Annotated in this window: 24 protein-coding genes; 13 read left to right on the forward strand and 11 right to left on the reverse strand. The window is 72.2% G+C overall.

Annotated elements, in window-relative coordinates; genetic code table 11:
* Positions 1-106 precede the first annotated feature (106 nt).
* Both ABT034_RS27175 and ABT034_RS27180 read left to right on the forward strand, forming a co-directional pair.
* A complete protein-coding gene (locus tag ABT034_RS27175; RefSeq protein WP_351219669.1) occupies positions 107-1,372 on the forward strand; it encodes an alanine racemase in 1,266 nt (421 codons plus the stop codon).
* Positions 1,373-1,382: 10 nt separating this feature from the next.
* Positions 1,383-2,975 carry an N-acyl-D-amino-acid deacylase family protein gene (locus ABT034_RS27180; protein WP_351219670.1) on the forward strand — a complete coding sequence of 531 codons (1,593 nt, stop codon included), beginning with the start codon at positions 1,383-1,385 and terminating at the stop codon, positions 2,973-2,975.
* Positions 2,976-3,075: 100 nt separating this feature from the next.
* Here the strand turns inward: ABT034_RS27180 and mptB are convergent, their stop codons facing one another.
* Positions 3,076-4,509 (reverse strand): polyprenol phosphomannose-dependent alpha 1,6 mannosyltransferase MptB, encoded by a 1,434-nt coding sequence (gene mptB / locus ABT034_RS27185; protein ID WP_351219671.1) that lies wholly within the window; start codon positions 4,507-4,509, stop codon positions 3,076-3,078.
* 118 nt (positions 4,510-4,627) lie between these two features.
* Between mptB and ABT034_RS27190 the strand changes: the two genes are divergently transcribed.
* Positions 4,628-5,839, forward strand: coding sequence for a pyridoxal phosphate-dependent aminotransferase (locus tag ABT034_RS27190; protein ID WP_073809366.1), 1,212 nt, complete (start codon positions 4,628-4,630; stop codon positions 5,837-5,839).
* 90 nt (positions 5,840-5,929) lie between these two features.
* A complete protein-coding gene (locus ABT034_RS27195; RefSeq protein ID WP_351219672.1) occupies positions 5,930-6,331 on the forward strand; it encodes an SCO4983 family protein in 402 nt (133 codons plus the stop codon).
* An 86-nt stretch (positions 6,332-6,417) separates the two neighbouring features.
* Here the strand turns inward: ABT034_RS27195 and ABT034_RS27200 are convergent, their stop codons facing one another.
* Positions 6,418-6,870: a hypothetical protein gene (locus ABT034_RS27200; RefSeq protein ID WP_351219673.1), complete on the reverse strand. Its 453-nt coding sequence runs from the start codon at positions 6,868-6,870 to the stop codon at positions 6,418-6,420.
* 98 nt (positions 6,871-6,968) lie between these two features.
* On the opposite strand from ABT034_RS27200, the gene ABT034_RS27205 reads away from it, so the two are divergent.
* From ABT034_RS27205 to ABT034_RS27220, 4 genes are read left to right on the forward strand one after another with little or no spacing between them, the layout of a single operon-like run.
* Positions 6,969-8,105 (forward strand): hypothetical protein, encoded by a 1,137-nt coding sequence (locus tag ABT034_RS27205; RefSeq protein ID WP_351219674.1) that lies wholly within the window; start codon positions 6,969-6,971, stop codon positions 8,103-8,105.
* Positions 8,102-9,322 (forward strand): toxic anion resistance protein, encoded by a 1,221-nt coding sequence (locus ABT034_RS27210; protein ID WP_351219675.1) that lies wholly within the window; start codon positions 8,102-8,104, stop codon positions 9,320-9,322. Before ABT034_RS27205 ends, ABT034_RS27210 begins: the two co-directional genes overlap by 4 nt.
* A complete protein-coding gene (locus ABT034_RS27215; RefSeq protein ID WP_351219676.1) occupies positions 9,319-10,953 on the forward strand; it encodes a substrate-binding and vWA domain-containing protein in 1,635 nt (544 codons plus the stop codon). The genes ABT034_RS27210 and ABT034_RS27215 overlap by 4 nt, the downstream gene beginning before the upstream one ends.
* A complete protein-coding gene (locus ABT034_RS27220) occupies positions 10,940-11,557 on the forward strand; it encodes a hypothetical protein (protein ID WP_351219677.1) in 618 nt (205 codons plus the stop codon). Before ABT034_RS27215 ends, ABT034_RS27220 begins: the two co-directional genes overlap by 14 nt.
* 98 nt (positions 11,558-11,655) lie before the next feature.
* Here the strand turns inward: ABT034_RS27220 and ABT034_RS27225 are convergent, their stop codons facing one another.
* The gene (locus ABT034_RS27225) at positions 11,656-13,479 is read right to left on the reverse strand and encodes a phosphoenolpyruvate carboxykinase (GTP) (RefSeq protein WP_351219678.1); all 1,824 of its coding nucleotides are present in this window, start codon (positions 13,477-13,479) and stop codon (positions 11,656-11,658) included.
* Between the two features lie 195 nt (positions 13,480-13,674).
* Between ABT034_RS27225 and trhA the strand changes: the two genes are divergently transcribed.
* A complete protein-coding gene (trhA, locus tag ABT034_RS27230; protein ID WP_351219679.1) occupies positions 13,675-14,349 on the forward strand; it encodes a PAQR family membrane homeostasis protein TrhA in 675 nt (224 codons plus the stop codon).
* A 2-nt stretch (positions 14,350-14,351) separates the two neighbouring features.
* Here trhA and ABT034_RS27235 read toward each other — a convergent pair whose 3' ends face one another.
* Genes ABT034_RS27235 through ABT034_RS27245 form a run of 3 tightly spaced genes read right to left on the reverse strand, consistent with a single transcriptional unit; the run spans position 14,352 to position 16,557 of the window.
* Entirely contained in the window at positions 14,352-15,362 is a 1,011-nt protein-coding gene (locus tag ABT034_RS27235) for a glycoside hydrolase family 26 protein (RefSeq protein WP_351219680.1), read from the reverse strand.
* 1 nt (position 15,363) lies between these two features.
* Positions 15,364-16,020 carry a vitamin K epoxide reductase family protein gene (locus ABT034_RS27240; protein WP_351219681.1) on the reverse strand — a complete coding sequence of 219 codons (657 nt, stop codon included), beginning with the start codon at positions 16,018-16,020 and terminating at the stop codon, positions 15,364-15,366.
* 33 nt (positions 16,021-16,053) lie between these two features.
* Positions 16,054-16,557 (reverse strand): DUF5949 family protein, encoded by a 504-nt coding sequence (locus ABT034_RS27245; RefSeq protein WP_351219682.1) that lies wholly within the window; start codon positions 16,555-16,557, stop codon positions 16,054-16,056.
* A 172-nt stretch (positions 16,558-16,729) separates the two neighbouring features.
* Between ABT034_RS27245 and ABT034_RS27250 the strand changes: the two genes are divergently transcribed.
* A complete protein-coding gene (locus ABT034_RS27250; RefSeq protein ID WP_351219683.1) occupies positions 16,730-17,146 on the forward strand; it encodes a tyrosinase family oxidase copper chaperone in 417 nt (138 codons plus the stop codon).
* Entirely contained in the window at positions 17,130-17,996 is an 867-nt protein-coding gene (locus tag ABT034_RS27255) for a tyrosinase family protein (RefSeq protein ID WP_351219684.1), read from the forward strand. Before ABT034_RS27250 ends, ABT034_RS27255 begins: the two co-directional genes overlap by 17 nt.
* A gap of 79 nt (positions 17,997-18,075) precedes the next feature.
* Here the strand turns inward: ABT034_RS27255 and ABT034_RS27260 are convergent, their stop codons facing one another.
* The 5 genes from ABT034_RS27260 to ABT034_RS27280 form a co-directional block, all read right to left on the reverse strand.
* Positions 18,076-18,357 (reverse strand): chaplin, encoded by a 282-nt coding sequence (locus ABT034_RS27260; RefSeq protein WP_351219685.1) that lies wholly within the window; start codon positions 18,355-18,357, stop codon positions 18,076-18,078.
* 293 nt (positions 18,358-18,650) lie between these two features.
* Positions 18,651-19,127 (reverse strand): hypothetical protein, encoded by a 477-nt coding sequence (locus ABT034_RS27265; protein WP_351219686.1) that lies wholly within the window; start codon positions 19,125-19,127, stop codon positions 18,651-18,653.
* A 201-nt stretch (positions 19,128-19,328) separates the two neighbouring features.
* A complete protein-coding gene (locus ABT034_RS27270; protein ID WP_351219687.1) occupies positions 19,329-20,402 on the reverse strand; it encodes a hypothetical protein in 1,074 nt (357 codons plus the stop codon).
* A gap of 275 nt (positions 20,403-20,677) precedes the next feature.
* Complete coding sequence (locus ABT034_RS27275) at positions 20,678-20,947, reverse strand: hypothetical protein (RefSeq protein WP_351219688.1); 270 nt, start codon at positions 20,945-20,947, stop codon at positions 20,678-20,680.
* A 231-nt stretch (positions 20,948-21,178) separates the two neighbouring features.
* The gene (locus ABT034_RS27280) at positions 21,179-21,589 is read right to left on the reverse strand and encodes a hypothetical protein (RefSeq protein WP_351219689.1); all 411 of its coding nucleotides are present in this window, start codon (positions 21,587-21,589) and stop codon (positions 21,179-21,181) included.
* Between the two features lie 633 nt (positions 21,590-22,222).
* Between ABT034_RS27280 and ABT034_RS27285 the strand changes: the two genes are divergently transcribed.
* Entirely contained in the window at positions 22,223-23,401 is a 1,179-nt protein-coding gene (locus tag ABT034_RS27285) for a glycosyltransferase (protein ID WP_351219690.1), read from the forward strand.
* Complete coding sequence (locus tag ABT034_RS27290; RefSeq protein ID WP_351219691.1) at positions 23,398-24,846, forward strand: sugar transferase; 1,449 nt, start codon at positions 23,398-23,400, stop codon at positions 24,844-24,846. Before ABT034_RS27285 ends, ABT034_RS27290 begins: the two co-directional genes overlap by 4 nt.

Genomic DNA, 24,846 nt, shown 5'->3' on the forward strand with positions numbered 1-24,846 from the left:
GGGTCCATTGACCCGGCCTTGGCCCGGATGTTAGACAGCCATGAGCAGTATGCGCAATGAGTGTTGCACACCCTGCAACACAACCCCGCACCGACGAGGAGGCCTCATGCCCGACCTGGCGAACGAGCGCGTCGACCACCGCTTCAAGGCCCTGCCCCCGGACGCCGAGGGCCTGACCGTCGGCGAGCTCTCCGCCCAGCGGCGCAACCTCTTCACCGGCGGCTACACCACCCCCGTACTCGCCCTCTCCGCCGAGTCCGTCGAGCACAACCTCCGCCTCCTGGAGACGTACGCCGAGCGCCACGGCCTCGCCTTCGCGCCGCACGGCAAGACCTCCATGGCCCCGCAGCTCTTCGACCGGCAGCTGGCGCACGGCGCCTGGGGCATCACCGCCGCCGTGCCCCACCAGGCCCGGGTCTACCGGGCGCACGGAATCGCCCGGATCTTCCTCGCCAACGAGGTCGTCGACGCCGCCGCCCTCCGCTGGCTCGCCGCCGAACTCGACGCCGACCCGGACTTCCGCCTCGTCTGCTACGTGGACTCGGTCCGTGGCGTGGAGCTGATGGACGAGGCCCTGCGCGCGGCGGGCGCCCGTCGCGCCGTGGACGTCGTCGTGGAGCTGGGCGCCGGCGAGGGGGCCCGTACCGGCGTGCGTACGGAGGCCGAGTGCGCCGCCGTCGCGGACGCGGTCGCCGCCGTCACGACGCTGCGGCTCGTCGGCGTCGCCGGGTACGAGGGCGAGGTGCCGAAGCCGGACACCGAGCGGGTCCGCGCCTGGCTGCTCCGGCTGACCGCGCTCGCCGCCGCCTTCGACAAGGAGGGCCGCTTCGACGCCGGCATCGGGGAGATCGTCGTCAGCGCGGGCGGAAGCGCCTGGTTCGACACGGTCGCGGAGGTCTTCGCGGAGCTGCCCGAACTCTCGCTGCCGGTCCTCAGGCTGCTGCGCTCCGGCGCGTACGTCTCCCACGACGACGGTCAGTACCGCAACCTCACCCCCTTCAACCGGATGCCCGAGGAGGGCGCGCTCCAGCCCGCGTTCCGCCTCTGGTCGCAGGTCGTCTCCCGCCCCACCGCCGAGCAGGCCTTCACCAACGCGGGCAAGCGCGACGCCGCCCACGACCTCCACCTCCCGGAGGCACAGGTCGTCCGTGACGCCCGCACGGGTGAGGTCCGCGCCGCCGAGGGCATCACCGTGACGGGGCTCTCCGACCAGCACGCCTGGCTCGCCACCGAGGCCGGTGCGGACCTGGAGGTCGGCGACTGGGTCGGCATGGGCCTCTCCCACCCCTGTACGTCCTTCGACAAGTGGCAGCTGATCCCGCTCGTCGAGGCGGACGGCACGGTGGTCGACCACATCCGCACCTTCTTCTAGGGGGAGGGCCATGGATCTCGTCTTCCGTGACGCGGAGGTCGTCGACGGCTCCGGCGGCCCCTCCTACCGCGCCGACGTGGCCATCGACGGCGGCCGGATCGCCGCGATCGTCAAGGAGGGCGCGGCGGCGGGCTGCCAGCGCCCCACCGCCCGGCGCGTGGTGGACGCCGAGGGCCTCGCCCTCTCCCCCGGCTTCATCGACATGCACGCCCACAGCGACCTCGCGCTGCTCCGCGACCCGGACCACAGCGCGAAGGCCGCGCAGGGCGTGACCCTTGAGGTCCTGGGCCAGGACGGCCTCTCGTACGCGCCGGTCGACGACCGCACGCTCGCGGAGGTGCGCAGGGCGATCACCGGCTGGAACGGCCACGGCGACGACATCGACTTCGACTGGCGGACCGTCGGCGGATACCTGGACCGCCTCGACCGCGCCCACGGCGGCCGGGGCATCGCCGTCAACGCCGCCTATCTGGTCCCCCAGGGCACGGTCAGGATGCAGGCGGTGGGCTGGGAGGACCGCCCCGCGAGCGAGGCCGAGCTGAACCGGATGCGGCGGCTCGTCGCCGAGGGCCTCGAACAGGGCGCGGTCGGCATGTCGTCCGGCCTGACGTACACCCCCGGGATGTACGCGCCGGACGCCGAGCTCACCGAACTGTGCCGGGTGGTGGCGGAGTACGGCGGCTACTACTGCCCGCACCACCGCTCGTACGGGGCGGGGGCGCTTCGCGCGTACGAGGAGATGATCACGCTCACCCGGGAGGCGGGCTGCGCGCTGCACCTGGCGCACGCCACCATGAACTTCGGTGTGAACAGGGGCAGGGCCCCCGACCTCCTCGCCCTCCTCGACGAGGCCCTGGACGCGGGCGCGGACATCAGCCTCGACACGTACCCGTACACGCCTGGCTGTACGACCCTGGTCGCCGTGCTGCCGAGCTGGGCGAGCGAGGGCGGCCCGGAGGCGGTGCTCGCGCGGCTGCGGGACGACGGGACGGCCGAACGCATCCGCCACCACCTCGAAGTCCTCGGCTCGGACGGCTGCCACGGGGTGCCGGTCGAGTGGGACACGATCGAGGTCTCGGGGGTGTCGGATCCGGCGCTCGCCGAGTTCACGGGCCGCCGCGTCGACGGCTGGGCGACGGCCCGCCGGCTGCTGGTCGAGGACCGCCTCGGCACGACGATCCTCCAGCACGTGGGCCACGAGGAGAACGTACGGGCGATCATGCGGCACCGGGTGCACACGGGCGGCTCGGACGGCATCCTCCAGGGCCTGAAACCGCACCCGCGCGCGTACGGGACGTTTCCGCGGTACCTGGGCCGATACGTACGGGAGCTCGGCGTCCTCTCCCTGGAGGAGTGCGTCGCCCACCTGACCGCCCGCCCGGCGGCCCGCCTCCGCCTCCCGGACCGGGGCCTGGTGAAGGAGGGCTACGTGGCGGACCTGGTCCTCTTCGACCCGGAAACGGTGACCCCAGGCGCAACGTACGACACCCCACGCACCCTCCCCACGGGCATCCCCCACGTCCTGATCAACGGCACCTTCGTCATGGAAAACGGCACCCGCACGGACGCCTTGCCGGGCCGCGCAATCCGCCGCGTGCACTGACGTCGTGGGCATTCGTTCCGCTGGGGCGTGGGGGTCCCCCCGGACGGAGTCTGGGGGAGGGTGGGCACAACGGAACGGCGCCCCAGCGGGCGCCTCCGCTCTACCGCCCCGCGCCCACCGGAGCGGCACCCTCCGACGTGCCGCCCGCCCACGGCTCCCTCCGCGCCCACACCAGCCCCGCCACCAGCACGACCCCCGCCACCACGAACCCGAACCAGGGCGTGCGCCCAGACGGCGCCGTCTCGTACACCAGCGCCGCCGAAACCACCGCGAGCACCTGCCCCGCCCGACTCCTCCACGCGGCCGCCGCGACGACCGCCGTCCCCCACAGCACGTACCAGGGCTGCACCATCGGCGACAGGGCGACGAGCGCCACCAGCGAGAGCCCGAGCCCGAGCACCGGGTCGAGCAGCCCCCGCCAGGCCCGCCAGGCGAGCACCAGGATCACCGCGACGGCGACGACGAGCCCCGCCGTCTGCACGACGCCCTTCACGGGCGCGGGGTCGTCCCCGAGGAGCAGCCCGAGCCCCAGCCCGAGGTCACTGGTCACCGAGAGCGCGGTGTGGATCGACCCGGCGACGCTCTGGGTGCGCAGCCATCCGAACCCGGTCCCGGCGAGCACCGTCGCCCCCGCGGCCACCGCGCCGGCGACGACTCCCGGCAGGACGAGGCCCTTGGCAAGGCCGCGTACGCCACCGTCCCGGCGGGCGATCATCACGCCGATGAACAGCAGCGCGACCGCCGCCGGAGATTTGATCATCACCGCGAGGCCGACGAGGACGGAGCCGAGCACCCACCGCCCGCGCGTGGCGAGCAGCACGCCGCCGAGCAGGAGGCCGATCATCAGGCCGTCGTTGTGCATGCCGCCGACGACGTGGATGAGGAGCAGCGGGTTGAGGGCGGCCAGCCAGAGCGCGCCGGCGCGGCCGCCGGGCCCGCCGCCGAGTCCCCGTACGGCCCAGACGATCAGGGCGAGCGCGGCGAGGGCGATCAGCCGCATCCCGAGGACGGAGGGAACGATCGCCCCGCCGGTGACCTTCACGACCGCCGCCGCGAGGAGCAGGAAGACGGGTCCGTACGGGGCGGGGGTGTCCGTCCAGTTCCCGCCGACGCTCGCCGCCGCGTCAGCGCCGAGCTCGTCGGGGCCGAGGACGGAGGGCCCGCCGCCGTACACGTCGTGCCCTTCGAGGACCATGGCGCCCTGCGCGATGTAGCTGTAGACGTCGGCGCTGTACAGGGGCGGGGCGAGAAGCAGCGGCGCGGTCCAGCACGCAAGGGTGCCGACCACCCCGCCCCGAGCGTCCCCCAGCCCCCGCCCGAGGAGCACCCCGTGCCGCCACCAGGCCCCGACGAGCAGCGTGAGCCCCAGGTACGCGAGAACCGCCCCGGCCGCGGTGAGGGCCGAGCCCCGCGGCTCCCAGAGCCCCCAGCCGCCGCGTACGGGCAGCGTCCCCGCGGCCCATCCGCCCACGGCGACGGCAAGCGCCCCGACCGCACCGAGCCACCGGCATCCGGAAGCACTAAGAACCCACATGACGTGCCAACCTATCCCGCCCGACGGAGGCCTCCGGCCCCGCCCGCCACCCGTCCGGCCTGTCCGACGTGTCCCAAAACACGAGGCGCCCCGGCCGACCCGGCCGTAAGCTCTCGTCATGCAGGTGATCCAGTCCACGAAGCTCGCCAACGTCTGTTACGAAATCCGGGGTCCGGTGCTCGAAGAGGCGATGCGGCTTGAGGCCGCGGGTCATCGCATCCTCAAGCTGAACACGGGAAACCCGGCCGCCTTCGGCTTCGAGTGCCCTCCCGCCATCCTTGAGGACGTGCTGCGCAACCTCTCCGACGCGCACGGCTACGGCGACGCGAAGGGGCTGCTCTCGGCCCGCCGCGCGGTGATGAGCCACTACGAGACGAAGGGCATCCCGCTCTCCGTCGAGGACATCTACCTCGGCAACGGCGTCTCCGAGCTGATCCAGATGTCGATGCAGGCGCTGCTCGACGACGGCGACGAGGTCCTCGTCCCGGCCCCCGACTATCCGCTGTGGACCGCGTCGGTCTCGCTGGCGGGCGGTACGGCCGTGCACTACCGCTGCGACGAGCAGGCGGACTGGATGCCTGACCTCGCGGACATCGAGCGGAAGATCACCGACCGCACCAAGGCGATCGTGATCATCAACCCGAACAATCCGACGGGCGCGGTCTACGACGACGAGATGCTCCGCTCCCTGACGGAGATCGCCCGGCGGCACAACCTGGTCGTCTGCTCGGACGAGATCTACGACAAGATCCTCTACGACGGCACCACGCACACCCCGACCGCCGCCATCGCCCCCGACCTCCTCGTCCTCACGTTCAACGGGATGAGCAAGAACTACCGGGTGGCCGGGTTCCGCTCCGGCTGGCTCGCGGTCTGCGGCCCGAAGCACCACGCGTCCTCGTACATCGAGGGCCTGACGATCCTCGCCAACATGCGCCTCTGCGCGAACATGCCGGCGCAGCACGCGGTGGCCGCCGCGCTCCAGGGCCGGCAGTCGATCGAGGACCTGGTGCTGCCGGGCGGGCGGCTCCTGGAGCAGCGGGACACGGCGTACGAACTGCTGACCCAGATCCCGGGGGTGACGTGTGTGAAGCCGAAGGGCGCGCTGTACCTCTTCCCGCGTCTCGACCCGAACGTCTACAAGATCAAGGACGACCGGCAGATGGTCCTGGACCTGCTGCGGGCGGAGAAGATCATGGTCGTGCACGGGACGGGCTTCAACTGGCACGAGCCGGACCACTTCCGGATCGTCACGCTGCCGGCGGCGGCGGACCTGGCGGACGCGGTGACCCGGATCGGCCGCTTCCTGGACGGTTACAGCCAGCCCTAGGCGGGCGTACGCCGGAGTGCGCCCCGGACCCGAATCAACTTTAGACAGAATCTAAGCTAGGATGGCTCCAGAGCACTAGGAGGCCGTCCCATGTACGAACCGATCCGCACCAAGTCGGTCCACCGGATGGCCGACGACGCCCACGACGCGTACCCGCACCGCTCCCGCGAGGAGGAGCTGGACATCCAGCTCGCCGGGCACCTCTCCGCCCTGCTCGCCGTCACCGACGAGCTCGGCGACACGGAGGCCGGCGAGCAGATCGCCCGGCAGGTGGCGCGGCTGCGCGGCGCACCGCCCGCGCGGCACGCGGGCCTGAGCGGCTCGTCCGCGCAGGACCTGCACCGCCGGGCCCACGCCCTCGCGGGCCGCGCCCTGGTCGTCGCCGCCTCCCGGGCCGACACGGCCGCCGCGATCCTCGCCGCCGGGCGCATGGACGCGCACACCGAGGCGCTGGCCGGGGAATCCACCCTGGCCGCCGCCGGCACCCCCTGACGGCCCCGGTCCGCGCGGCACGAACCGCGCGGACCGGGTTGCCACCCCCCCACCTTCGAGGGGCAGCGCTCACCATCGCCCCCGCGTCACCCGGCCTCCGTCGCCCCGGCCGTCGTCGGCTCAGCCTCCGCCTTCGCCGGCTCCGTAGACCCGAAGTCGGCCTCGTACACGACACAGCGCGGCACTCCCCCGCCGTACGCCTCGGCGCCCACGACCACCGTCCGGCCGGTCGCGCCGATCGCGAGGTCCTCGACGACCCCGGTCCCCCGGTCGACGGCCTTCTCCCGCTCGTCCTGGAACTCCACCGTCACCGTGTACGTCCCCCGGTGGGCCGCCCGGCTCATGACCGACAGCTCCGCCACGGGCCGCCCGGACACCGGGTCGAGCGCGCACCGCGCCACCGTCACATCCTCGGACGGGAACCTCAGGGTCTCGTGGTTCCTGCCGACCGCGTACATGTACGCGACGATCCCGCCGACCGGCATCAGCACGACGAGCGAGCCCGTCACCCCCAGCACTACGACGACCCAGCGCGGCATCGCGTCACCCCCCATTCGGTGAAGCCACGGTACATCCCGCTCCGGTTCGGTACCGGGATCGCTCCTTCACCCCTCGTCCACCCAACTCCCCCTGGAATGTGGGCTTCCGCGAGCACGCTGCCCCCGTGAGACGCATCCTGGGAATCGTCCTGGCCGTCCTGCTCCTCGGCGGCGTGGCCGCCGTCCTCGTGACGGGCGGCGACAAGGACACGGGCACGGCAACGAAGACCGTGCGAGGAGTCATCGGGTCGGAGAAGGCGGAGTTCTTCGCCGACCCGCAGGTGGTGAAGGCCCTGGCCGCGAAGGGCTTCACCGTGCAGTCCGAGACCTCCGGGTCCTGGGACATGGAGGAACTGCCCCTCGACGGCTACGACTTCGCCTTCCCGTCCTCGAAGGGACCGGCCGACGAGCTCCGCGCGAAGGCCCGGAAACTGGCCGAGGAGACGGCGACGACCGCCCCGCTGCGGCCGTTCTACTCGCCGCTCGTCGTCGTCGCGCACAGCGCAGCCGCCCGGGTCCTCGCCGGAAACGGACTGGCGACCCTCGGCCCGCGCGGCACCAGCGGCACCCTGAGGATGGACGCCTATCTGGCGGCCGCCCGCGGCGACCGGACCTGGCAACAGCTCAAGGGCTCCGCGGGCCACGCGGAGCTGAGCGGCACCGTCTTCATCACCTCCACCGACCCGGTCGCCTCCAACTCCGGCGCCCTCTATCTCGCCGCCGCGAGCTACGTCGCCGACGGCGGACGGGTCGCGGGCGACAAGGCCGCCGTCACCCGCACGGCCCCGCTGCTCCGCAAGCTCGTCCAGGTGCAGGGCGCCCAGCAGTCCGGCTCGGACGCCCCCTTCCGCGACTTCATCAGCGGCGTCGGCAACCCGCTCGTCCTCGTGTACGAGTCCCAGGTAGCCGCGCAGCTCCTGGCCGGCCGCCCGATGGGCGACCTCGTCGTCCTCTACCCGGACACCACGGTCAACAGCGACCACACCCTCGTACCGATCACCCCGAACGGCCGGGCCCTCGGCGAACTCCTCTCCACCGACCCCGAGCTGCGCAAGCTCGCGGTACGCCACGGCTTCCGGCCGCAGGGCGCGGCGAGCGAGTTCACCACCGCGACCCAGAGCCACACCGCCTACCTCAACCAGACGCTGACCGGAGTCCGCCAGGCGCCCGTGCCCACCAGCAAGGTGCTGCACGACATGGCCCTGCGGGCCCGCGACCAGGGGGACACCGCATGACCACGCCCGAGGACCCGAGAAGGACGATCGCCCTGACACCGCCCGAGCACGACACCCCGCTCGTCCTCACCCCGCCCGAGCCGGTACCCCCGGTCCGCGCCGCGCAGGCCTCAGGCCTGGTGCCGATGGACGAGGCGGTGCGTACGGAGATGTCCCGCCGGGCCGCCGAGTACGTCGGCTCGATCGAAGGACTCGACCCGCGCTCCCCCGAGTTCGCCGGGCGCGTCGGCGAGATCGCGGCGCTCGGCGCGGGCGAGATCCGCACCGCAGCGCAGCAGTCGAACCGCATGCTCGACCGTACGGTCCGCTCCCTCGGCTCCGGAGCCTCCGGCGGCGACGCCAAGGCCCGGGTCGGCACCTCGCTCGTCGAACTCCGGCGCACCGTCGAGGACCTGGACCCGAGGGACACCCCGGGCAAGGGCCTCAAGGGGCTCCTCGCGAAGCTCCCCGGCGGCAACAAGCTGCGCGACCACGTCGCCAAGTACGCCTCCTCGCAGACCACCCTGAACCGGATCGTCGGCGCCCTGCGCAGCGGCCAGGACGAACTGCGGCGCGACAACGCCGCGTTGCTGACCGAGCGGGCCCGGCTGTGGGAGACGATGGGCAAGCTCCAGGAGTACGCGGTGCTCACCGACGCCCTCGACGCGGCCGTGGAGCGGCGCATCGCCCTCGCGCCCGACCCCGCGCAGGCGGACGCGCTCCGCGCCGACCTCCTCTTCCCGGTCCGGCAGAAGCACCAGGACCTGCTGACCCAGCTCGCCGTCTGCGCGCAGGGGTACCTGGCGATGGACGTGGTCCGCCGGAACAACGACGAACTGATCAAGGGCGTGGAGCGGGCCGCGACGACGACCCTGTCGGCGCTGCGGATCGCGGTGATGCTCGCCTCCGCGCTCGAACACCAGCGGAAGGTCACCGAGCAGGTGAACGTGCTGCGGTCGACCACCGAGGACCTGATCCGCGGCAACTCCGAGATGCTGGCCGAGCAGGCGGGCGAGATCCAGATCCTGGCGGCGAACCCGGCGGTGGGCGCGGAGACGCTCCGCACCGCGTTCCAGCAGATCTACCGGACGCTCGACGCCATCGACACGTACAAGGCGCAGGCGACGGAGGCGATGGCGGCGACGGTCGAGTCGCTGACGGCCGAACTCCGGGAGGCGAGCACCCACTTGGAGCGCAGCCGCCGTACCGGAGCCCTGGAGGGTGGCGGCCCCGCATGACGACCACACGCCCCGCCCGGAAGAACCCCCGGACGGCCCCCCGCCTCCTCGCCCGCACGATCGCCGCCCTCGCCCTCACCCTCCTCGTGACGGCGACCGGCAGCTCCTGCGACACCACAGACCGCACAGACCGCACAGACCACACAGACAGCCCAGACGGCATCACCGCCGTCCCCGGCACGCTCCGCGTCCTCGCCTCCTCCGAGCTGTCCGACATGGAGCCGGTCCTCGACACGGCCCTCCGCGCGACCGGCGTCACCGTCCGGCCCACGTACGTCGGCACCCTCGACGCCGTCGAGCTGATCGCCTCGGGGAAGGCCGACAAGGACTACGACGCGGTCTGGCTCTCCTCCAACGACTATCTCCGGCTCGACCCCGCCACCGCGAAGAAGATCACCAGCGAGACGCCGATCATGACCTCGCCGGTCGCCCTCGGGGTGCGGCCCGCCGCGGTCACCCGGCTCGGCTGGGACCCGGCGAAGGTCACCTGGTCGCAGCTGCACCAGGCGGTCGCCGCCGGGAAGCTGACGTACGGCATGACCGACCCGATGCGCTCCAACTCCGGTCTGTCCGCCCTCGTCTCGGTGGCCTCGGGGCTCTCCGGCGCCCAGTCCGCGCTCACCGAGGCGGACGTACGCCGGGCCACCCCGAAGCTCAAGGAGTTCTTCACCGGGCAGAAGCTGACGTCGGGCTCCTCCGGCTGGCTGGCCGACGCCTACGGGCGCCGCGGCGACGTCGACGCGCTCGTCAACTACGAGTCGGTGCTGCGGTCCTCGTTCCAGCCCGACGACCTGACCGTGATCCGGCCGATCGACGGCGTCGTCACCGCCGACTACCCGCTCAGCCTCCTCACCTCCGCCCGCCCGGAGGCGAAGGACACGGCGCGGCGGCTCACCGAGTACCTCCGCGGCCCGGAGGCGCAGGAGCGGATCACGGAGGGGACGCTCCGCCGCCCGGTCGTCGCCGGCGTCCGCCCCGCCCCCGCGCTCGCCCACGACCAGCGGCGCGAGCTGCCGTTCCCCGGCAGCCGGGCCGTGGCGGACGGGCTGCTCGACGCGTACGACAACACCCTGCGCAGGCCCTCCCGCACGGTCTACGTCCTCGACACCTCCGGCTCCATGGCGGGTGAGCGCCTCGAACGGCTCAAGTCGGCCCTGGTCGAGCTGACCGGCGACTTCCGGGACCGGGAGGAGGTCACCCTGATGCCGTTCGGTTCGGCGGTGAAGCAGAGCGAGGTCCGTACGCACACGGTCGACCCGGCCTCGCCCCAGGCGGCGCTGGGCGCGATCAAGTCCGACGCGCAGAAGCTGTCGGCCTCGGGCGGCACCGCGATCTACTCCAGCGTCCAGGAGGCGTACCGCTTCCTCGGCAAGGCGCCCGCCGACACGTTCACCTCGGTCGTGCTCATGACGGACGGGGAGAACACGGACGGCGACGCGGCCGCCGCGTTCGACAGCTTCTACCGCTCGCTGCCCGCCGGGCAGAAGGGCACCCCGGTCTTCCCGATCCTCTTCGGGGACTCCGACCGGGCCGAGCTCGACCACCTCGCGAGCCTGACCGGCGGCAAGCTCTTCGACGCCACCCGCGGTTCGCTGGACGGCGCATTCGAGGAGATCCGTGGCTACCAGTAACCCGCTGCTCAGATACGCCGAGTCCCGCAAGAACCTCGCCGGCTGCGTCGGCGGCCTCGCGGGAGTGGGCATCGCCCTCACCGGCGCGGCCGGCGGCCTCTGGCCCCTGGTGATCGCGGGCCTGTACGGGGCGGGGGCGCTGATCGCGCCGCCGGAGCGGCCCGACACCCCGGACTTCCCGGACGCGGGCGAGCAGCTGGGGGCGCTGCGGGCCGACTTCACGACCCTGCGCGCGTACCTGGCCGAGGTGGAGCTGCCGGAAGCCACCCGCGAGCGGCTCACCGCGCTCGACACCCTCGTCGGGGCCCTGCTCGAACCGGGCTCGGTGAGCGATCCGGAGCATCTGCACGTCCTGGCCCGCGCGGTCCGCCAGGACATCCCGGAGGCCGTCGACACCTTCGTACGGACGCGGTGGTGGTCGCGGTTCGCACCGGGCACCGAGCCGCCGGAGACCCATCTCGAACGGCAGCTGGCCGCACTCCACAAGGAGGCGACGGCGATCGCCACCGCGCTGTGGGAGGCGGAGGCGATCCGCCAGGAGATCATCACGCGGTACGTGGAGGGGCGCGGCGACGGAGGGTATGCGCCGGCCCCCGGAGCCTGAGGGGGCTCCGGGGGCCGGGCGGATCGTGGTGGGCCGTCGTGACCCCACTGGTCAGGGCGGTATCTCGGGGCAACCCACCACGAGTCTGCGGTGCGGGATCAGCCCAGGCGCTCGACAAGCGCGCGGTACTCGTCCCACAGCTCCTTCGGCGTGTGGTCGCCGAAGGTGTTGAGGTGGTCGGGGACGAGGGCGGCCTCTTCGCGCCACACGTCACGGTCGACCTTGAGGAGGAACTCCAGGTCCTCGGCCGGCAGGTCGAGGCCGTCGGTGTCGAGGGACTCCGCGGTCGGCAGGATGCCGATCGGGGTCTCGACGCCCTCGGCCTTGCCTTCCAGGCGCTCGACGATCCACTTGAGGACGCGGCTGTTCTCGCCGAAGCCGGGCCAGACGAACTTGCCGGCGTCGTTCTTGCGGAACCAGTTCACGTAGTAGATCTTGGGCAGCTTCGCGGCGTCGGCGGTCGCGCCCACCTTGACCCAGTGGGCCATGTAGTCGCCCATGTTGTAGCCGCAGAACGGCAGCATGGCGAAGGGGTCGCGGCGCAGCTCGCCGACCTTGCCCTCGGCGGCGGCGGTCTTCTCGGAGGCGACGTTCGCGCCGAGGAAGACGCCGTGGTTCCAGTCGAAGGACTCGGTGACCAGCGGTACGGCGGTGGCGCGGCGGCCGCCGAAGAGGATCGCGGAGATCGGGACGCCCTTGGTGTCCTCCCACTCGGGGGCGATCGTCGGGCACTGGCCGGCCGGGACGGTGAAGCGGGCGTTCGGGTGGGCGGCCGGCGTCTCGGACGCGGGCGTCCAGTCGTTGCCCTTCCAGTCCGTGAGGTGCGCGGGGGCCGTCTCGGTCATCCCCTCCCACCACACGTCGTTGTCGTCGGTGAGGGCGACGTTGGTGAAGACGGAGTTGCCCCAGAGGGTCTTCATGGCGTTGGCGTTGGTGTGCTCGCCGGTGCCGGGCGCGACGCCGAAGAATCCGGCCTCGGGGTTGATGGCGTAGAGACGACCGTCCTCGCCGAAGCGCATCCAGGCGATGTCGTCGCCGATGGTCTCGACGGTCCAGCCGGAGATCGTGGGCTCCAGCATGGCCAGGTTCGTCTTGCCGCAGGCCGAGGGGAACGCGGCGGCGACGTACTTCGCCTCGCCCTGCGGCGGGGTCAGCTTCAGGATGAGCATGTGCTCGGCGAGCCAGCCCTCGTCACGCGCCATGACGGAGGCGATGCGGAGCGCGTAGCACTTCTTGCCGAGCAGGGCGTTGCCGCCGTAGCCCGAGCCGTACGACCAGATCTCGCGGCTCTCGGGGAAGTGCGAGATGTACTTGGTGGAGTTGCAGGGCCACGGCACGTCCTCCTGGCCCTCCTCCAGGGGGGCGCCGAGGGTGTGGACGGCCTTGACGAAGAAGCCGTCGGTGCCGAGCTCGTCGAGGACGGCCTGTCCCATGCGGGTCATGGTGCGCATGGAGACGGCGACGTACGCGGAGTCGGTGATCTCGACGCCGATGGCGGAGAGCGGGGAGCCGACGGGGCCCATGCAGAAGGGCACGACGTACATGGTGCGGCCGCGCATCGAGCCGCGGAAGATGCCTTCGGAGCCCGCGAAGAGCTCCTTCATCTCGGCCGGGGCCTTCCAGTGGTTGGTCGGGCCCGCGTCCTCCTCCTTCTCGGAGCAGATGAAGGTCCGGTCCTCGACGCGCGCGACGTCGGTCGGGTCGGAGGCCGCGTAGTACGAGTTCGGGCGCAGGGCCGGGTCGAGCTTCGTGAAGGTCCCCTTGGCGACGAGCTCCTCGCACAGGCGGTCGTACTCGGCCTCGGAGCCGTCGCACCAGACGATGTTGTCCGGCTGGGTGATCTCGGCGATCTCGTTCACCCAGGAGACGAGCTCCTGGTGCTGGGTCGGAAGGGTCTGGGGAGCCGCGTTGTCGCGCGCCACGATTGCTCCTTGTAGAGGGGTTTTTAGGTGTGTGCCCCGTGGGGGCCGCGACCCGGATGCTTCGTAGCTGCTCATCCGGTGCCGACCGCACTCATTTGATCATCCGATGGAACCGCCCATATGTCCAGGGGGCCGCCCACGTGAGCATCGCCACTCATATCGGGGACCTACGGGCGCGTAGGTAGCATGCGGGGTATGACTTCCGCCATGCCGTCGGTGAACGAGATAGAGCAGTTCGTGAAGCCCAGGCTCAGAGGCTGGCTGCATGCCGGGATGTTCCCCGCGGTGATCGTGGCGGGTGTCGTCCTGGTCGCGTTCGCCGACTCCCCCCGGGCCCGCGTCGCCTGCGCGGTCTTCGCCCTCACCGCCTGCATGCTCTTCGGGATCAGCGCGCTCTACCACCGCGGCAACTGGGGTCCGCGCGGCGAGGCCGTCCTCCGGCGCCTCGACCACGCCAACATCTTCCTGATCATCGCGGGCACCTACACCCCGCTCACCCTGCTGCTGCTCCCGGACTCCACGGCCGTGCCGCTCATGTGGGCGATCTGGGCGGCGGCCCTCGCCGGCATCGCCTTCCGGGTCTTCTGGGTCGGCGCCCCTCGCTGGCTGTACACGCCCTGCTACATCGCCATGGGCTGGGCCGCCGTCTTCTTCCTGCCCGACTTCCTGCGGGCCGGCGGCGTCGCCGTCCTCGTCCTGGTCGTCGTCGGCGGACTGCTCTACAGCGCGGGCGGCGTCATCTACGGCATCAAACGCCCCAACCCGTCGCCGCGCTACTTCGGCTTCCACGAGGTCTTCCACTCGCTGACCCTGGCCGCCTTCATCGCCCACTACGTCGGCATCTCGCTGGTGGCCTACCAGCACTCCTGACATCAGGGGCGGCCCGGCGCCCCGAGCGCTCCCCTGACGACCCGCGCCGACTCGGGGTTGTCCGGGCACTCCCACACGCCGTGCGGACAGTAGTCCGTGAACGTCTGGTAGACGGGCCGGTGCCGGGCGAACCAGTCGAGCATCCCGCGCACGTACGCCGGGTTGTCGCCGTTGCGGAAGAGCCCCCACTCCGGATACGAGACGGGCTTGCCGTGCGCCGCCGCGAAGCCCACGTGGTGCGCGAGCCCGTACTCCTCCGCCACCTGCTCCTCGAAGCCGAGCCCCTCGGGCTGGTCGTAGGCGTCGAGCCCGATGATGTCGACGTACCCGTCGCCCGGGTAGCAGCGCGGCCACTCCACCGCGTCCCGCCCCCGGCTCGCGGTGAAGTCGAAGCGGAAACGCTGCCCGGGGACGGCGCGCAGCACGCTCACCACGCGCTGCCAGTACGCCTTCCAGGCCTCCGGGTCCGGTCCGCAGCGGTGGCTGTAGGTGGTGCCGTTCATCTCCCAGCCGAGGACGAGCACCGCGTCGGGGAGCCGGTGGGCGACGAGCCGCTCGCCCAGGGTGCGGAAGTGGGCGTCGTACGCCCCGGCCGCCCCGCGCCGCAGGCCCGCGCGGACCTCGCCGTCCGGCAGGGCATCCTCGCTGCGGTCGAGCATCGGCACGTTCAGGACGAACAGCCGCCCCGGCCGCTCCTCCTTCCACCGGGCCCACGGCTCGAAGAGCGCGGGATGGCCCTCGATGTTGGTCCAGCGGTCGCCGGGCAGATAGGTGTGCCCCACCGTCAGCGACGCTCCGCCGAGCCAGCGCTGCACCTCGGCGATCCGCCGCACCCCGGTCGCGTCGGAGCCGGTGAAGAAGCCGGAGGGCACCGTCACCGGAGCGGGTTCGGGCGCGGCCCGTTCCGCGGTGTGCCGGGAGCCGGGCGCGATCCGGTCGTACGACAGGACGAGCACGAGAACGGCCGCGAGCAGCACGATCAGTGCGGCCCGCGGCCAGGAGGAGGGGGTCACGTCAACTGGTCCAGAATTCCCACCACCGGGTCAGGATCAGCATCCCGATGATCCCGATGTGCAGGACGGGCAGGGCGAACGTGAACTCGCCGAGGAAGCTCCGCAGGCCCGCCGGGGCGGGGATCAGCCCGTGCCGGACGTTGTGCGCGGTGACGTACCAGAACATGACGATGGTGGCGACCCAGGCCAGGCAGCACCACAGGCAGAGCGAGTTGATCTCGTACAGCGACTGGTACATCAGCCAGGTGCAGAAGCCGACGCCGAAGAGCATGCCGGCGTTGAGGCCGAGCCAGATCCAGCCCCGGTAGCGGGCCCCGGCGAGCAGTCCGGCCCCGAGGGCGACGACGACGGCGTACGTGACGAGCCCGAGCATCGGGTTGGGGAAGCCGAAGACCCCCGCCTGCTCGCTCTTCATGATGTTGCCGCAGGAGACGACCGGGTTCAGGCTGCACCCGGGCTGGAAACCGGGGTCTTCCAGGAGCTTGAACTTGTCGATCGTGATCACCCAGCCGGACAGCACGCCGGCCGCCCCGGTGATCATGAGGAGCCAGGCGAGGGCCCGGCCCGCCCCGACCGCCCCGGCCGGCTCGCGCGTCCCGTCGTCCCGCGTGAGCCGCCGCTGCCCCGGCACTCCGTCCTGGACATCCACCGTCGCCATGTCGCCGCCCTCCGTCCTCCGTCCGCCCTCCGCTCAGCCCTGCAGTCGCCGGACCGGCAGCACCACGTGGGCCCCGTCCGCCAGGGGGTCCTCGCCGGCGAAGAAGGAGCGCAGCTGCTCCTCCGAGACCGGCTCGCCGGGCGCGACCTCGGGCCAGGGGCGGACGGAGCAGACCAGGTAGGCGTGTCCGAGCTTGATGGCAGCCGCCTCCCACTCCGCCGGCACCGAGCACTGCACCTTGATGAACGGCAGGGTGAGGACCGCCCGCTGGGCCTCGACGAGGAGGTGGGCGTCGACACCGGACTCCTGGGTCGCGTCGATCACCGGCCCGCCGACGGTCAGGCCCATGCCCTCGATGGCGGCCCGCATCGCTTCCTCACCGGCCTCGCGGCCGTCCCTGCCGTTGCCGACCGAATACACCATCAGATACGGAGCGGCCGGCTTCTCCTCGGTGGGGCCGGTGGTCCAGAAGACGGTCGAGAGGGTACCCAGCGGGGAGACGCTGCGCGCCTCGGAAACGGAATTGGAAGAAGTCATGGGTCCGGATGCTAGTGGTCGCACGCCCACCCTTCCGCGCCCGATTCACCCGATCGGCCGACATTCACGCGGCTGAAATTTCCCCCGCAACGAATCGGCTTTCTCCTCGTTGTTCCCTCAGGGCATTTCCCTCCGCCTTCGGCGGGGCCTCCGCACCACCAGGAGATCATTCATGACCGTCCCGCGCCGCCTCGCACTGCGGTCCCTCTTCACCCTGACCGTCGCCGCCTTCACCGGTGGCGCGCTCGCCCGTATCGCCACGACGGCCCGGAGCGGAGCGGCGGGCGGTCCGCCCGCCACCGACGCGGCCCCCGGCGAGACGTTCGACGAGATGTACCGGGGGCGCCGCATCCAGGCGCGGCCGGCGCCCGCCGACGGGATCGAGGTCCTCGTCGACGACCGGCCGCTGCATCTGATGCGCTGCGCGGACGGCGGCTATCTCACCCCCATCGATCACTACCAGACCCATCCGACGCCGCTGGCGGCCACGCGCGCGGCCGTGGACGAGCTCGGGTCCGCGCCGCTGTCCCGCTTCGCCGCCGCCCACGGCGTCCACCCGGGAGGAAGCCCGCGTGGCCTACACACGTAAGAACCAGCGCGATCTGACCAGCGCCGAGCGGAAGAAGTTCGTCGCCGCGGTCCTGGAGCTGAAGCGCAGGGGGACGTACGACGACTTCGTCCGCACCCACATCGACTACTACACGGCCGACGGCGACGGCCGTCTGCGCGTGGCCCACATGGCGCCCAGCTTCCTTCCCTGGCACCGCAAGTTCCTGCTGGAGTTCGAACGGGCGCTGCGCCGGATCGACCCGACGGTCACCGTGCCGTACTGGGACTGGACCCGCGACAACACCCCGGCCGCCTCCCTCTGGAACGACGACTTCATGGGCGGCAACGGCCGGCGCAGCGACCTCCAGGTGATGACCGGGCCCTTCGCCCACGCGGGCGGACGCTGGACCATCACCCACGCGATGACCGAAGGCGCCTTCCTCACCAGGGACTTCGGCCGCCCCCGCGACCCGATCACGCTCCCCACCGGGGCGGAGCTCGACGAGGTGATGCGCGAGACGGTGTACGACGTGGCGCCCTGGAACTCCACGAGCGCCTCCGGCTTCCGCAACCGCCTGGAGGGCTGGGCCCCCGGCCGGGGCAACGAGCGCTTCCGGATCCACAACCGGGTGCACCGCTGGATCGGCGGCCTGATGCTGGGCGGCGCCTCGGTCAACGACCCGGTCTTCTGGCTCCACCACTCCTTCGTCGACCTGCTCTGGTCACGCTGGCAGCAGCGCAACCCCCGCTCCGGCTACCTGCCGGCGGACCCCCCGCCACTGGGCGACCCGCAGCACGGCCGGGTCGCGGCCCGCGACGAGCGGATGGGCCCGTGGGGCGTCACCCCGGCGCAGATGCTCGACCACAGCGCGATCTACCGGTACGCCTGAGGCGCGCGGGCGGGCGCCCCGCACACACGGGAGCGGCCCTCCGGCGGATGTGCCGGGGGCCGCTCCGTGGGGAAGGTGATCAGGCGCCGTAGCCGCCGTCGCGGTGCTCCTGGCCGTGACCGTCGGTGTTCACGCAGGTGTTGCCGAACGCCGGGTTGATCAGACCGACGAGGGTGACGGTGTTGCCGCACAGGTTGATCGGCACGTGGACCGGGACCTGCACGACGTTGCCGGAGACGATACCGGGGGACGCGGCGGCGACGCCCTCGGCGCCCGAGTGGGCGACGGCCATGCCGGCTCCGCTGAGGGCAACGGCACCCGAGCCGGCGAGGACAGCGGCAGCCTTCGCGATGCGAGACATCAAGAACTCCTTGGACGTGGAAAGTCGACCGCGAGATTCACGGCCGCACAGTTCCGTTCAACGCCGAAAAGGCGCACGAGTAACGGCCTTTAGACCGGATGGGCGGAATGAAAAGATGAAGGCCCGCGGACCGGTGGTCCGCCCGCCGTCGGATACGACGGGCCGAACCGCCGGACCCGCGGGCCACGGCCATGCGACAAGCCTTCTGTTGTAACGAACAACGACCCCTCGGGTAGCGGGGAAGAATCGTGTCTTCACCCACCCGGGCCATTGGTCGTGCAAAGGGACGCCGGTCAGGCCGTCGGCTGCGCCAGCCCCAGCTGGGGGTCCAGCGTCCCCTGAACCGAGGGGGTGAGGAGGCCGGCGTTCGACGGCGTGACGTCCGGGAGCCCGAGCCTGTCACCGCGCGGCATGCCGACCGGGTTGCCGACCGCGGCCCCGGGGGTGGCCGCCGTCAGGGGCGAGCGCGGGGTGGTGAACTGAGCCGTGCCGAGCTGGCTTCCCTCGAGGACCTCGGGGAGCGGGGCGGAGACGAGGGTGGTCGGGAGCGTGCTGACGACCGGGACCCGCGGCAGGCCGACGTCCGGCAGGGCCCGGGTACGCCCCTCGTGGAAGACGGTGGGGGCGCCCGGCATGACGAGCGGGACACCGCTGGCCACGGTGGGCGCGTCCATCGGGATCACGGGCTCCAGGCCCTGGAGCGGAACGACCACCGGAGCCTCGGCGGCGGAAGCGGGGGCGGCCATGGCCGCGGAGGCGAGAGCGGTCATGAGGATTCCCATGCCGGCGTGTGATCGCAGGTTCATCACTGCGTGTGCCCTTCGGAGGGTGACGATCGGAGCGGTGGAGCTGTGTCCTGTGAACGAGCCCTCAGGCGAGAACGTCGCGAAAGTTCGCCCTTGTGCAGCAACGCCGAGGGTCCTCACCGGTGAGAGTGAGGACCCTGGTTGACAGGCGGTCAGCCCGACGCGTCAGTGCAGGCGTTCGGAGCGACCGGCGCGGAAACGGATGACCGCTCCACCGAGGACCAGCGCGACGCTGACGGCCGCGGCGCCCGCCAGCGCGGCGGTGTCGCTCCCGGTGTCGGGAAGCTGAGGCTCCCCCGGCCCACCCGGCCCCGGCTGGGACGGGGTGGTCGGCGGCTTGGTCGGCTCACCGGGGTGGGTGGGGGGCTTGGTGGGCTCACCGGGGTGCGTGGGGTGGCCGGGCTTCGTGGGCTCACCGGGGTGGGTGGGCGGCTTGGTGGGCGGCTTGGTCGGCTCACCGGGCGCTCCCGGCTCACCCGGCTCGCCGGGCTGGCCCGGAGGTGTCGGCGGAGTGGTCGGTGGCTTGGTCGGCTCACCGGGGTGGGTGGGGTGGCCGGGGTGGGTGGGGTGGCCGGGCTTCGTGGGCTCACCGGGATTGCTCGGCTCACCGGGATTCGTGGGGTGCCCCGGCTTCGTCGGCTCACCGGGATTCGTGGGATGCCCCGGCTTCGTAGGCTCACCCGGGTTCGTGGGGTGCCCCGGCTTCGTAGGCTCACCCGGGTTCGTGGGATGCCCCGGCTTCGTAGGCTCACCCGGGTTCGTGGGATGGCCCGGCTTCGTCGGCTCGCCCGGATTGCTCGGCTCACCCGGGTGCGTGGGATGCCCCGGCTTCGTGGGCTCACCCGGATGCGTCGGATGGCCAGGCTCCGTCGGATGGCCGGGCTCCGTCGGGTGACCCGGCTCCGTCGGATGGCCCGGCTCCGTCGGGTGGCCGGGCGGTGTCGGGTTTCCGCCCGGGTGGTCGGGGGTGTCGTCGTCCGGGCCGTCGCCGTAGCCGTCCGGGTCGTCGGCGGCCTGGGCGCAGAGGTCACGGACCGCCTTGCCGGCGATGTCGCCGAGCTCCACGGAGGCCCCGCACAGGCTCACCGAGAGGGGTGCCTGACGATGGTGGCCCGCGCCGGTCCCCGGCGTATCGCCCGTGCCCGCGGAGTTCGCCGCCACGGCGAAGCCTCCGGTCAGCGACAGAATGCCCGTCGCGGCTGCGGCAGTGAGCAGCTTCCTGGTGATGATGGATCGCATACCGCTCTTCCTCTGGAGAAAGGGAGAGACCGGCGGGGATCCCCCTCGCTCCGACCGGCCTTTCCGCGCGCCGGTGCGTCAGTGCGTCAGTCGCTGACGAACCGGTTATGGAACGCGGGAATTCGGTCTCTCCGTGAGCCAACCTTCCGTGGATGGTTGGCGAGAGCGTAAGGAGCGGTACACGGCGAAGAACCGGCCCCACACGGCGTCCGATCGGAATATCATTCGATCAGCCGATCACAGGGGGCGCGGGGGATCCCGTAACCGAGGGAGCGTCAGCCGCCCAGCGGGGGCATGCCGCCGAGCAGCGGCGTCTTCTTGCCGGTCTCGCTCAGCTTCCCGGCGGCCTCACCGACGGTCTTGACCGGGGAGCCGTTCGTGGTGCTGCTCAGCGCGTCCGTCTCCAGGCCCTCGCTGGAGATCGCGCCGAGGCCCCCGTCCAGGCTGGTGGGAAGCTCCGCCGGCCCCATGGCCATGGCGGGCGCGGCGGCACCCAGGGCCATGACGGAACCGGCGACGATCGCGGCGACCTTGATGGGCTTCATGGAGAGAGTCCTTCCTCGCAAGCAAGTCGTTTGCTGCGCGGGGGAGTTGGGCGTTTCCCGCGCGTCGTACTGCTTCTGTAACGAGAGGTGCGCTCCCCGGAAACTCCGGGAGAGGGGATTTCTCGACACTGCACCCGAACGAAGGTCCCGGTCCTATTTGCCGATCGGATACGCGAACGCCGTACCGGCCCAGGGGTGCTGGGCCGGTACGGCGTGGTCCGCGCGCCGCCGCTAGCGGACGGGCGCCGACGACTCGGCCGGCAGATCGAGCGCAGGCGGGTCGAGCACGGGCGGGTCGAGCACGGGCGGGTCGAGCGCGGGCGGGTCGGCCTGCGGGGTGTCCACGGGCCAGTCCTTCATGGCGTCGTCCTTGATGGCGGCCACCGCCTTCGCGATCTTGGCGTCGAACGCCTCGGTTGCCGCCTCGGAGAGCCGGCCGTCAGCCTTGATCGTCGCGAGGAGTTCGGCCACCGCGCTGCTCACCGCGCCCCTGAGGGCGTCGGACCGGACGGGCGGCGCGACGGTGGCCGCGCGGGGCGGCTGATCTATGTCGGTGGTGGCGGCGGCGGGTCCCGCCGCGCCGAGGGCGAGGGCGGCGGCTGCAGCCAGGACGGTGGGGCGGAGTGGGACCTGGAGACGCATATTTGTTCCTTTTCCGTATGCGTCGGACAACATCCCCCTCACCGTGCCTGCGGGTATAGCGCTCCGCAACGGGAGAACTACCGAGCGCCACGCATTCGTTCGAGTGAATCCACCCCTCTGACCTGCTCCTCCCGGGGGCGTGCGCCGTTGCACCGGGCGGCGCACGAGGGTGCGTCCGAACGAGCGGAAGGACCGCGGTCCGTGTGCGGGATCAGGCGTTGACGCAGGTGCTCCATTTCTTCGGTCGCTCTCCCGAATGGGTGATGCCCGACCTGCCTTTGGGCCATCGGAGGGGTATTCGAGCGAGTGAGCCGGGAAGTGCGCAACACGCCCAACGAGGAACTGGCCACTCGGATACGAAAGTTAGTCTTTGTGAGCATCTAATGCTTACTATCGCGCGTCATCAGCGTTATAACGTTCCCCGACGTCGCTTACGGTCCAGCCGCGCGGGGACCCTTTTCGCACGGTCGACAGCTTCCTCTTCCCCGATCTTCACGGGCGTTTCCTTGTTTCTCTCATCAAAGCGGAGAACCTGTATGCGGAATTTTTCCGCCTCTTCCCACGACGGTGTGAGGAAGCCCGGCGCCACCCGGCGGGCGGCGCTTTCCCTCCGGGCGGATGCCGGACGCTGACATGCTGCTTCCACGAGAACCGGACTCCTCCCCCCTCTCCGTCCTGCACGCGGTCCAGCCGGGGGACGGCGGCGTCGCCCGTGTCGTCGCGGACCTGGTCCGCGACCAGCTCCGTGCCGGGATGCGGGTCACCGTCGCCTGTCCGCCCGGCACACCGCTCGCCGCGGACGTCCGCACCGAGGGCGCCGACGTGTACGCGTGGCGGGCCGGGCGCGACCCCGGCCCCCGGCTGGTCCGCGAGACGATCGACCTCGCCCGGCTGATCCGTACCACCGGCCCTGACCTGGTCCACGCCCACAGTGCCAAGGCGGGGCTGTGCGCCCGGCTGGCACTGCGCGGCGCCCGGCCGACGGTGTACCAGCCGCACGCCTGGTCCTTCGAAGCGGTCGAAGGCACGGTCGCCGCGCTGGCCCGGCGCTGGGAACGCCGGGCGGCGCGCTGGACCCACCGCGTCGTCTGCGTCAGCGAGGCCGAGCGCCGCACCGGTGAGGAGGCCGGCGTGCGCGCCTCCTGGTCCGTCATCCACAACGGGGTGGACCTGGCCAGGTTCGCGGACACCCCCGCCGGCACCCCCACCCCCGCCGACACCGGCACCGGCACCGCCACCGACACCGGTGACGGGCCCGTCGTCGTCTGCGTGGGCCGGCTCTGCCGGCAGAAGGGGCAGGACGTGCTGCTCGCCGCCTGGCCCGCCGTCCTCGCGGAGGTGCCGACGGCCCGTCTCGTCCTGGTCGGTGACGGCCCCGACGGCGACCGGCTGCGCGCCGCCGCCGGCCCCTCGGTGCGGTTCACCGGCTCCGTCGACGACACCGCCCCCTGGTATCGGGCCGCCGACGTGGTCGTCCTGCCGTCCCGCTGGGAGGGCATGGCGCTCGCTCCCCTGGAGGCCATGGCGAGCAGCCGGCCGGTCGTCGTCAGCGACGTCGACGGGGCCCGCGAGAGCCTGCCACCCGCCCATGAGCCCCTGTGCCTGGTCCCGCCCGAGGACCCGGCCGCGCTCGCCACCGCTCTCGGCCGCCTCCTCGGCGAGCGGGAGCTGCGGCACCGCCTGGGCCGAGAGGCCCACGAGCACGTACTCAACAGATTCGATGTCCGACGCACCGGCGCGGCCGTCGCGGACGTCTACCGCGAGCTGGCCGGAGTGCGGGGCACCGAGCACAGAGAGCCGATTGCGCAGTGACCACGGAAAGCACCAGCGTCCCCTCCTCGCCGGGCCCCTGGCCCTCGGCGGGCCAGGCCTTCGGCCTCGCCTCCCTCGCGCCGCGCCCCGGCACGACCGACCGGCTCACGCTGCCGCGCCGCCCCGCGCCGCCACGGTCCGGCGTACTGCCGCTCGTGGCCGTCGACTGCCTGGCCGTCCTCGCCGCCGCCGCGCTGCTGAGCGCGGCGCACCACGACGCCCGGCTCCTGCTGCCGGTCGTGGCGGTCGTCCTGGTCCTCGACGGGCACGGCGGGCTGTACCGGCCCGCAGCCCGCACCCGGCTCCTCGACGAACTGCCCGCGCTCGCCTCCCGCGCCGGTTTCGCCTGGTGTCTGGCGGCGGCCGGGATCGCCGCGTACTCCCCGGCCCTCGCGTTCGGGCCGCTGCGGCTCTGCGCCGCGTACGGGGTGCATGTCGGCGTCGTGACCCTGGTCCGGGCCGTGCTGCTCGCCCGGCGGCGCCGGGTCGCGCGGGCCCATCCCCGGTCGGCGCTCGTCATCGGCGGGGCGGGGGCCGCGCGCCGGTTCGCCGCGGCGGCCTCGCAGCACCCCGAGTACGGGATGCGGCCGGTCGGCATCGTCGGCGTGCCCGAGCAGGGCGGTACGTCCCGGGCGGCCGGGGAGGTCGGTCTCCCGGTCCTCACCACGACCGAGGAGATCCACCGGGCCGTCATCCAGAACACCGTGCGCGACGCGGTGTTCCTCGACGACGACCCCGGTCTCGTGACGCTCTTCCAGCAGTACGGCTGCACCACCTGGCGGGTCGGCGGACGGCACCAGGACGGTCCGATGGGCGAGCACATGTGGGGGTACGCCTGGCACCGGATCGTCCCGCTGGACGAGCGGCGCGGGCTGACCGCCAAGCGGGCCCTCGACATCGCGCTCGCCGCGCCCGCCCTCGCGGCCGCGCTGCCGGTGCTGCTGCTCTGCGCGCTCGCCGTACGGCTCTCGGACGGCCCGGGGGTCCTGTTCCGGCAGGAGCGGGTGGGCCAGCACGGGCGCCCCTTCACGCTGCTCAAGTTCCGTACGCTCCGCCCCTCCGACGACACCGAGTCGGCGACCCGCTGGAACGTGGCGGGCGACCGGCGGATGAGCGCGGCCGGGAACTTCCTGCGCAGGACCTCGCTCGACGAGCTGCCGCAGCTGTGGAACATCCTGCGCGGCGACATGAGCCTGGTCGGCCCCCGGCCCGAACGGCCGTACTTCGTCGCCCAGTTCAGCAAGACCCACGCCGGTTACGCGGCCCGGCACCGGATGCCGGTGGGGCTCACCGGCCTCGCGCAGGTGCACGGGCTCCGCGGCGACACCTCGATCGAGGACCGCTGCCGCTTCGACAACCACTACATCGAGCACTGGTCGCTCTGGCAGGACGTCTGCATCCTGCTGCGTACGGCGGCCGGGCTCGTACGACCCACGGGGAGCTGA

It is taken from the genome of Streptomyces sp. NPDC002773 (assembly GCF_040295605.1).
Classification (GTDB): domain Bacteria; phylum Actinomycetota; class Actinomycetes; order Streptomycetales; family Streptomycetaceae; genus Streptomyces.

Coding starts and splice junctions, on each gene's coding strand:
- ABT034_RS27260 (WP_351219685.1), bottom strand. CDS start 18,357: ATGTCTCGCATCGCGAAGGCTGCCGCTGTCCTCGCCGGCTCGGGTGCC.
- ABT034_RS27275 (WP_351219688.1), bottom strand. CDS start 20,947: ATGAAGCCCATCAAGGTCGCCGCGATCGTCGCCGGTTCCGTCATGGCC.
- ABT034_RS27190 (WP_073809366.1), top strand. CDS start 4,628: ATGCAGGTGATCCAGTCCACGAAGCTCGCCAACGTCTGTTACGAAATC.
- ABT034_RS27265 (WP_351219686.1), bottom strand. CDS start 19,127: ATGACCGCTCTCGCCTCCGCGGCCATGGCCGCCCCCGCTTCCGCCGCC.
- ABT034_RS27215 (WP_351219676.1), top strand. CDS start 9,319: ATGACGACCACACGCCCCGCCCGGAAGAACCCCCGGACGGCCCCCCGC.
- ABT034_RS27180 (WP_351219670.1), top strand. CDS start 1,383: ATGGATCTCGTCTTCCGTGACGCGGAGGTCGTCGACGGCTCCGGCGGC.
- ABT034_RS27250 (WP_351219683.1), top strand. CDS start 16,730: ATGACCGTCCCGCGCCGCCTCGCACTGCGGTCCCTCTTCACCCTGACC.
- ABT034_RS27210 (WP_351219675.1), top strand. CDS start 8,102: ATGACCACGCCCGAGGACCCGAGAAGGACGATCGCCCTGACACCGCCC.
- ABT034_RS27270 (WP_351219687.1), bottom strand. CDS start 20,402: ATGCGATCCATCATCACCAGGAAGCTGCTCACTGCCGCAGCCGCGACG.
- trhA (WP_351219679.1), top strand. CDS start 13,675: ATGACTTCCGCCATGCCGTCGGTGAACGAGATAGAGCAGTTCGTGAAG.
- ABT034_RS27280 (WP_351219689.1), bottom strand. CDS start 21,589: ATGCGTCTCCAGGTCCCACTCCGCCCCACCGTCCTGGCTGCAGCCGCC.
- ABT034_RS27195 (WP_351219672.1), top strand. CDS start 5,930: ATGTACGAACCGATCCGCACCAAGTCGGTCCACCGGATGGCCGACGAC.
- mptB (WP_351219671.1), bottom strand. CDS start 4,509: ATGTGGGTTCTTAGTGCTTCCGGATGCCGGTGGCTCGGTGCGGTCGGG.
- ABT034_RS27200 (WP_351219673.1), bottom strand. CDS start 6,870: ATGCCGCGCTGGGTCGTCGTAGTGCTGGGGGTGACGGGCTCGCTCGTC.
- ABT034_RS27240 (WP_351219681.1), bottom strand. CDS start 16,020: ATGGCGACGGTGGATGTCCAGGACGGAGTGCCGGGGCAGCGGCGGCTC.
- ABT034_RS27285 (WP_351219690.1), top strand. CDS start 22,223: ATGCTGCTTCCACGAGAACCGGACTCCTCCCCCCTCTCCGTCCTGCAC.
- ABT034_RS27245 (WP_351219682.1), bottom strand. CDS start 16,557: ATGACTTCTTCCAATTCCGTTTCCGAGGCGCGCAGCGTCTCCCCGCTG.
- ABT034_RS27175 (WP_351219669.1), top strand. CDS start 107: ATGCCCGACCTGGCGAACGAGCGCGTCGACCACCGCTTCAAGGCCCTG.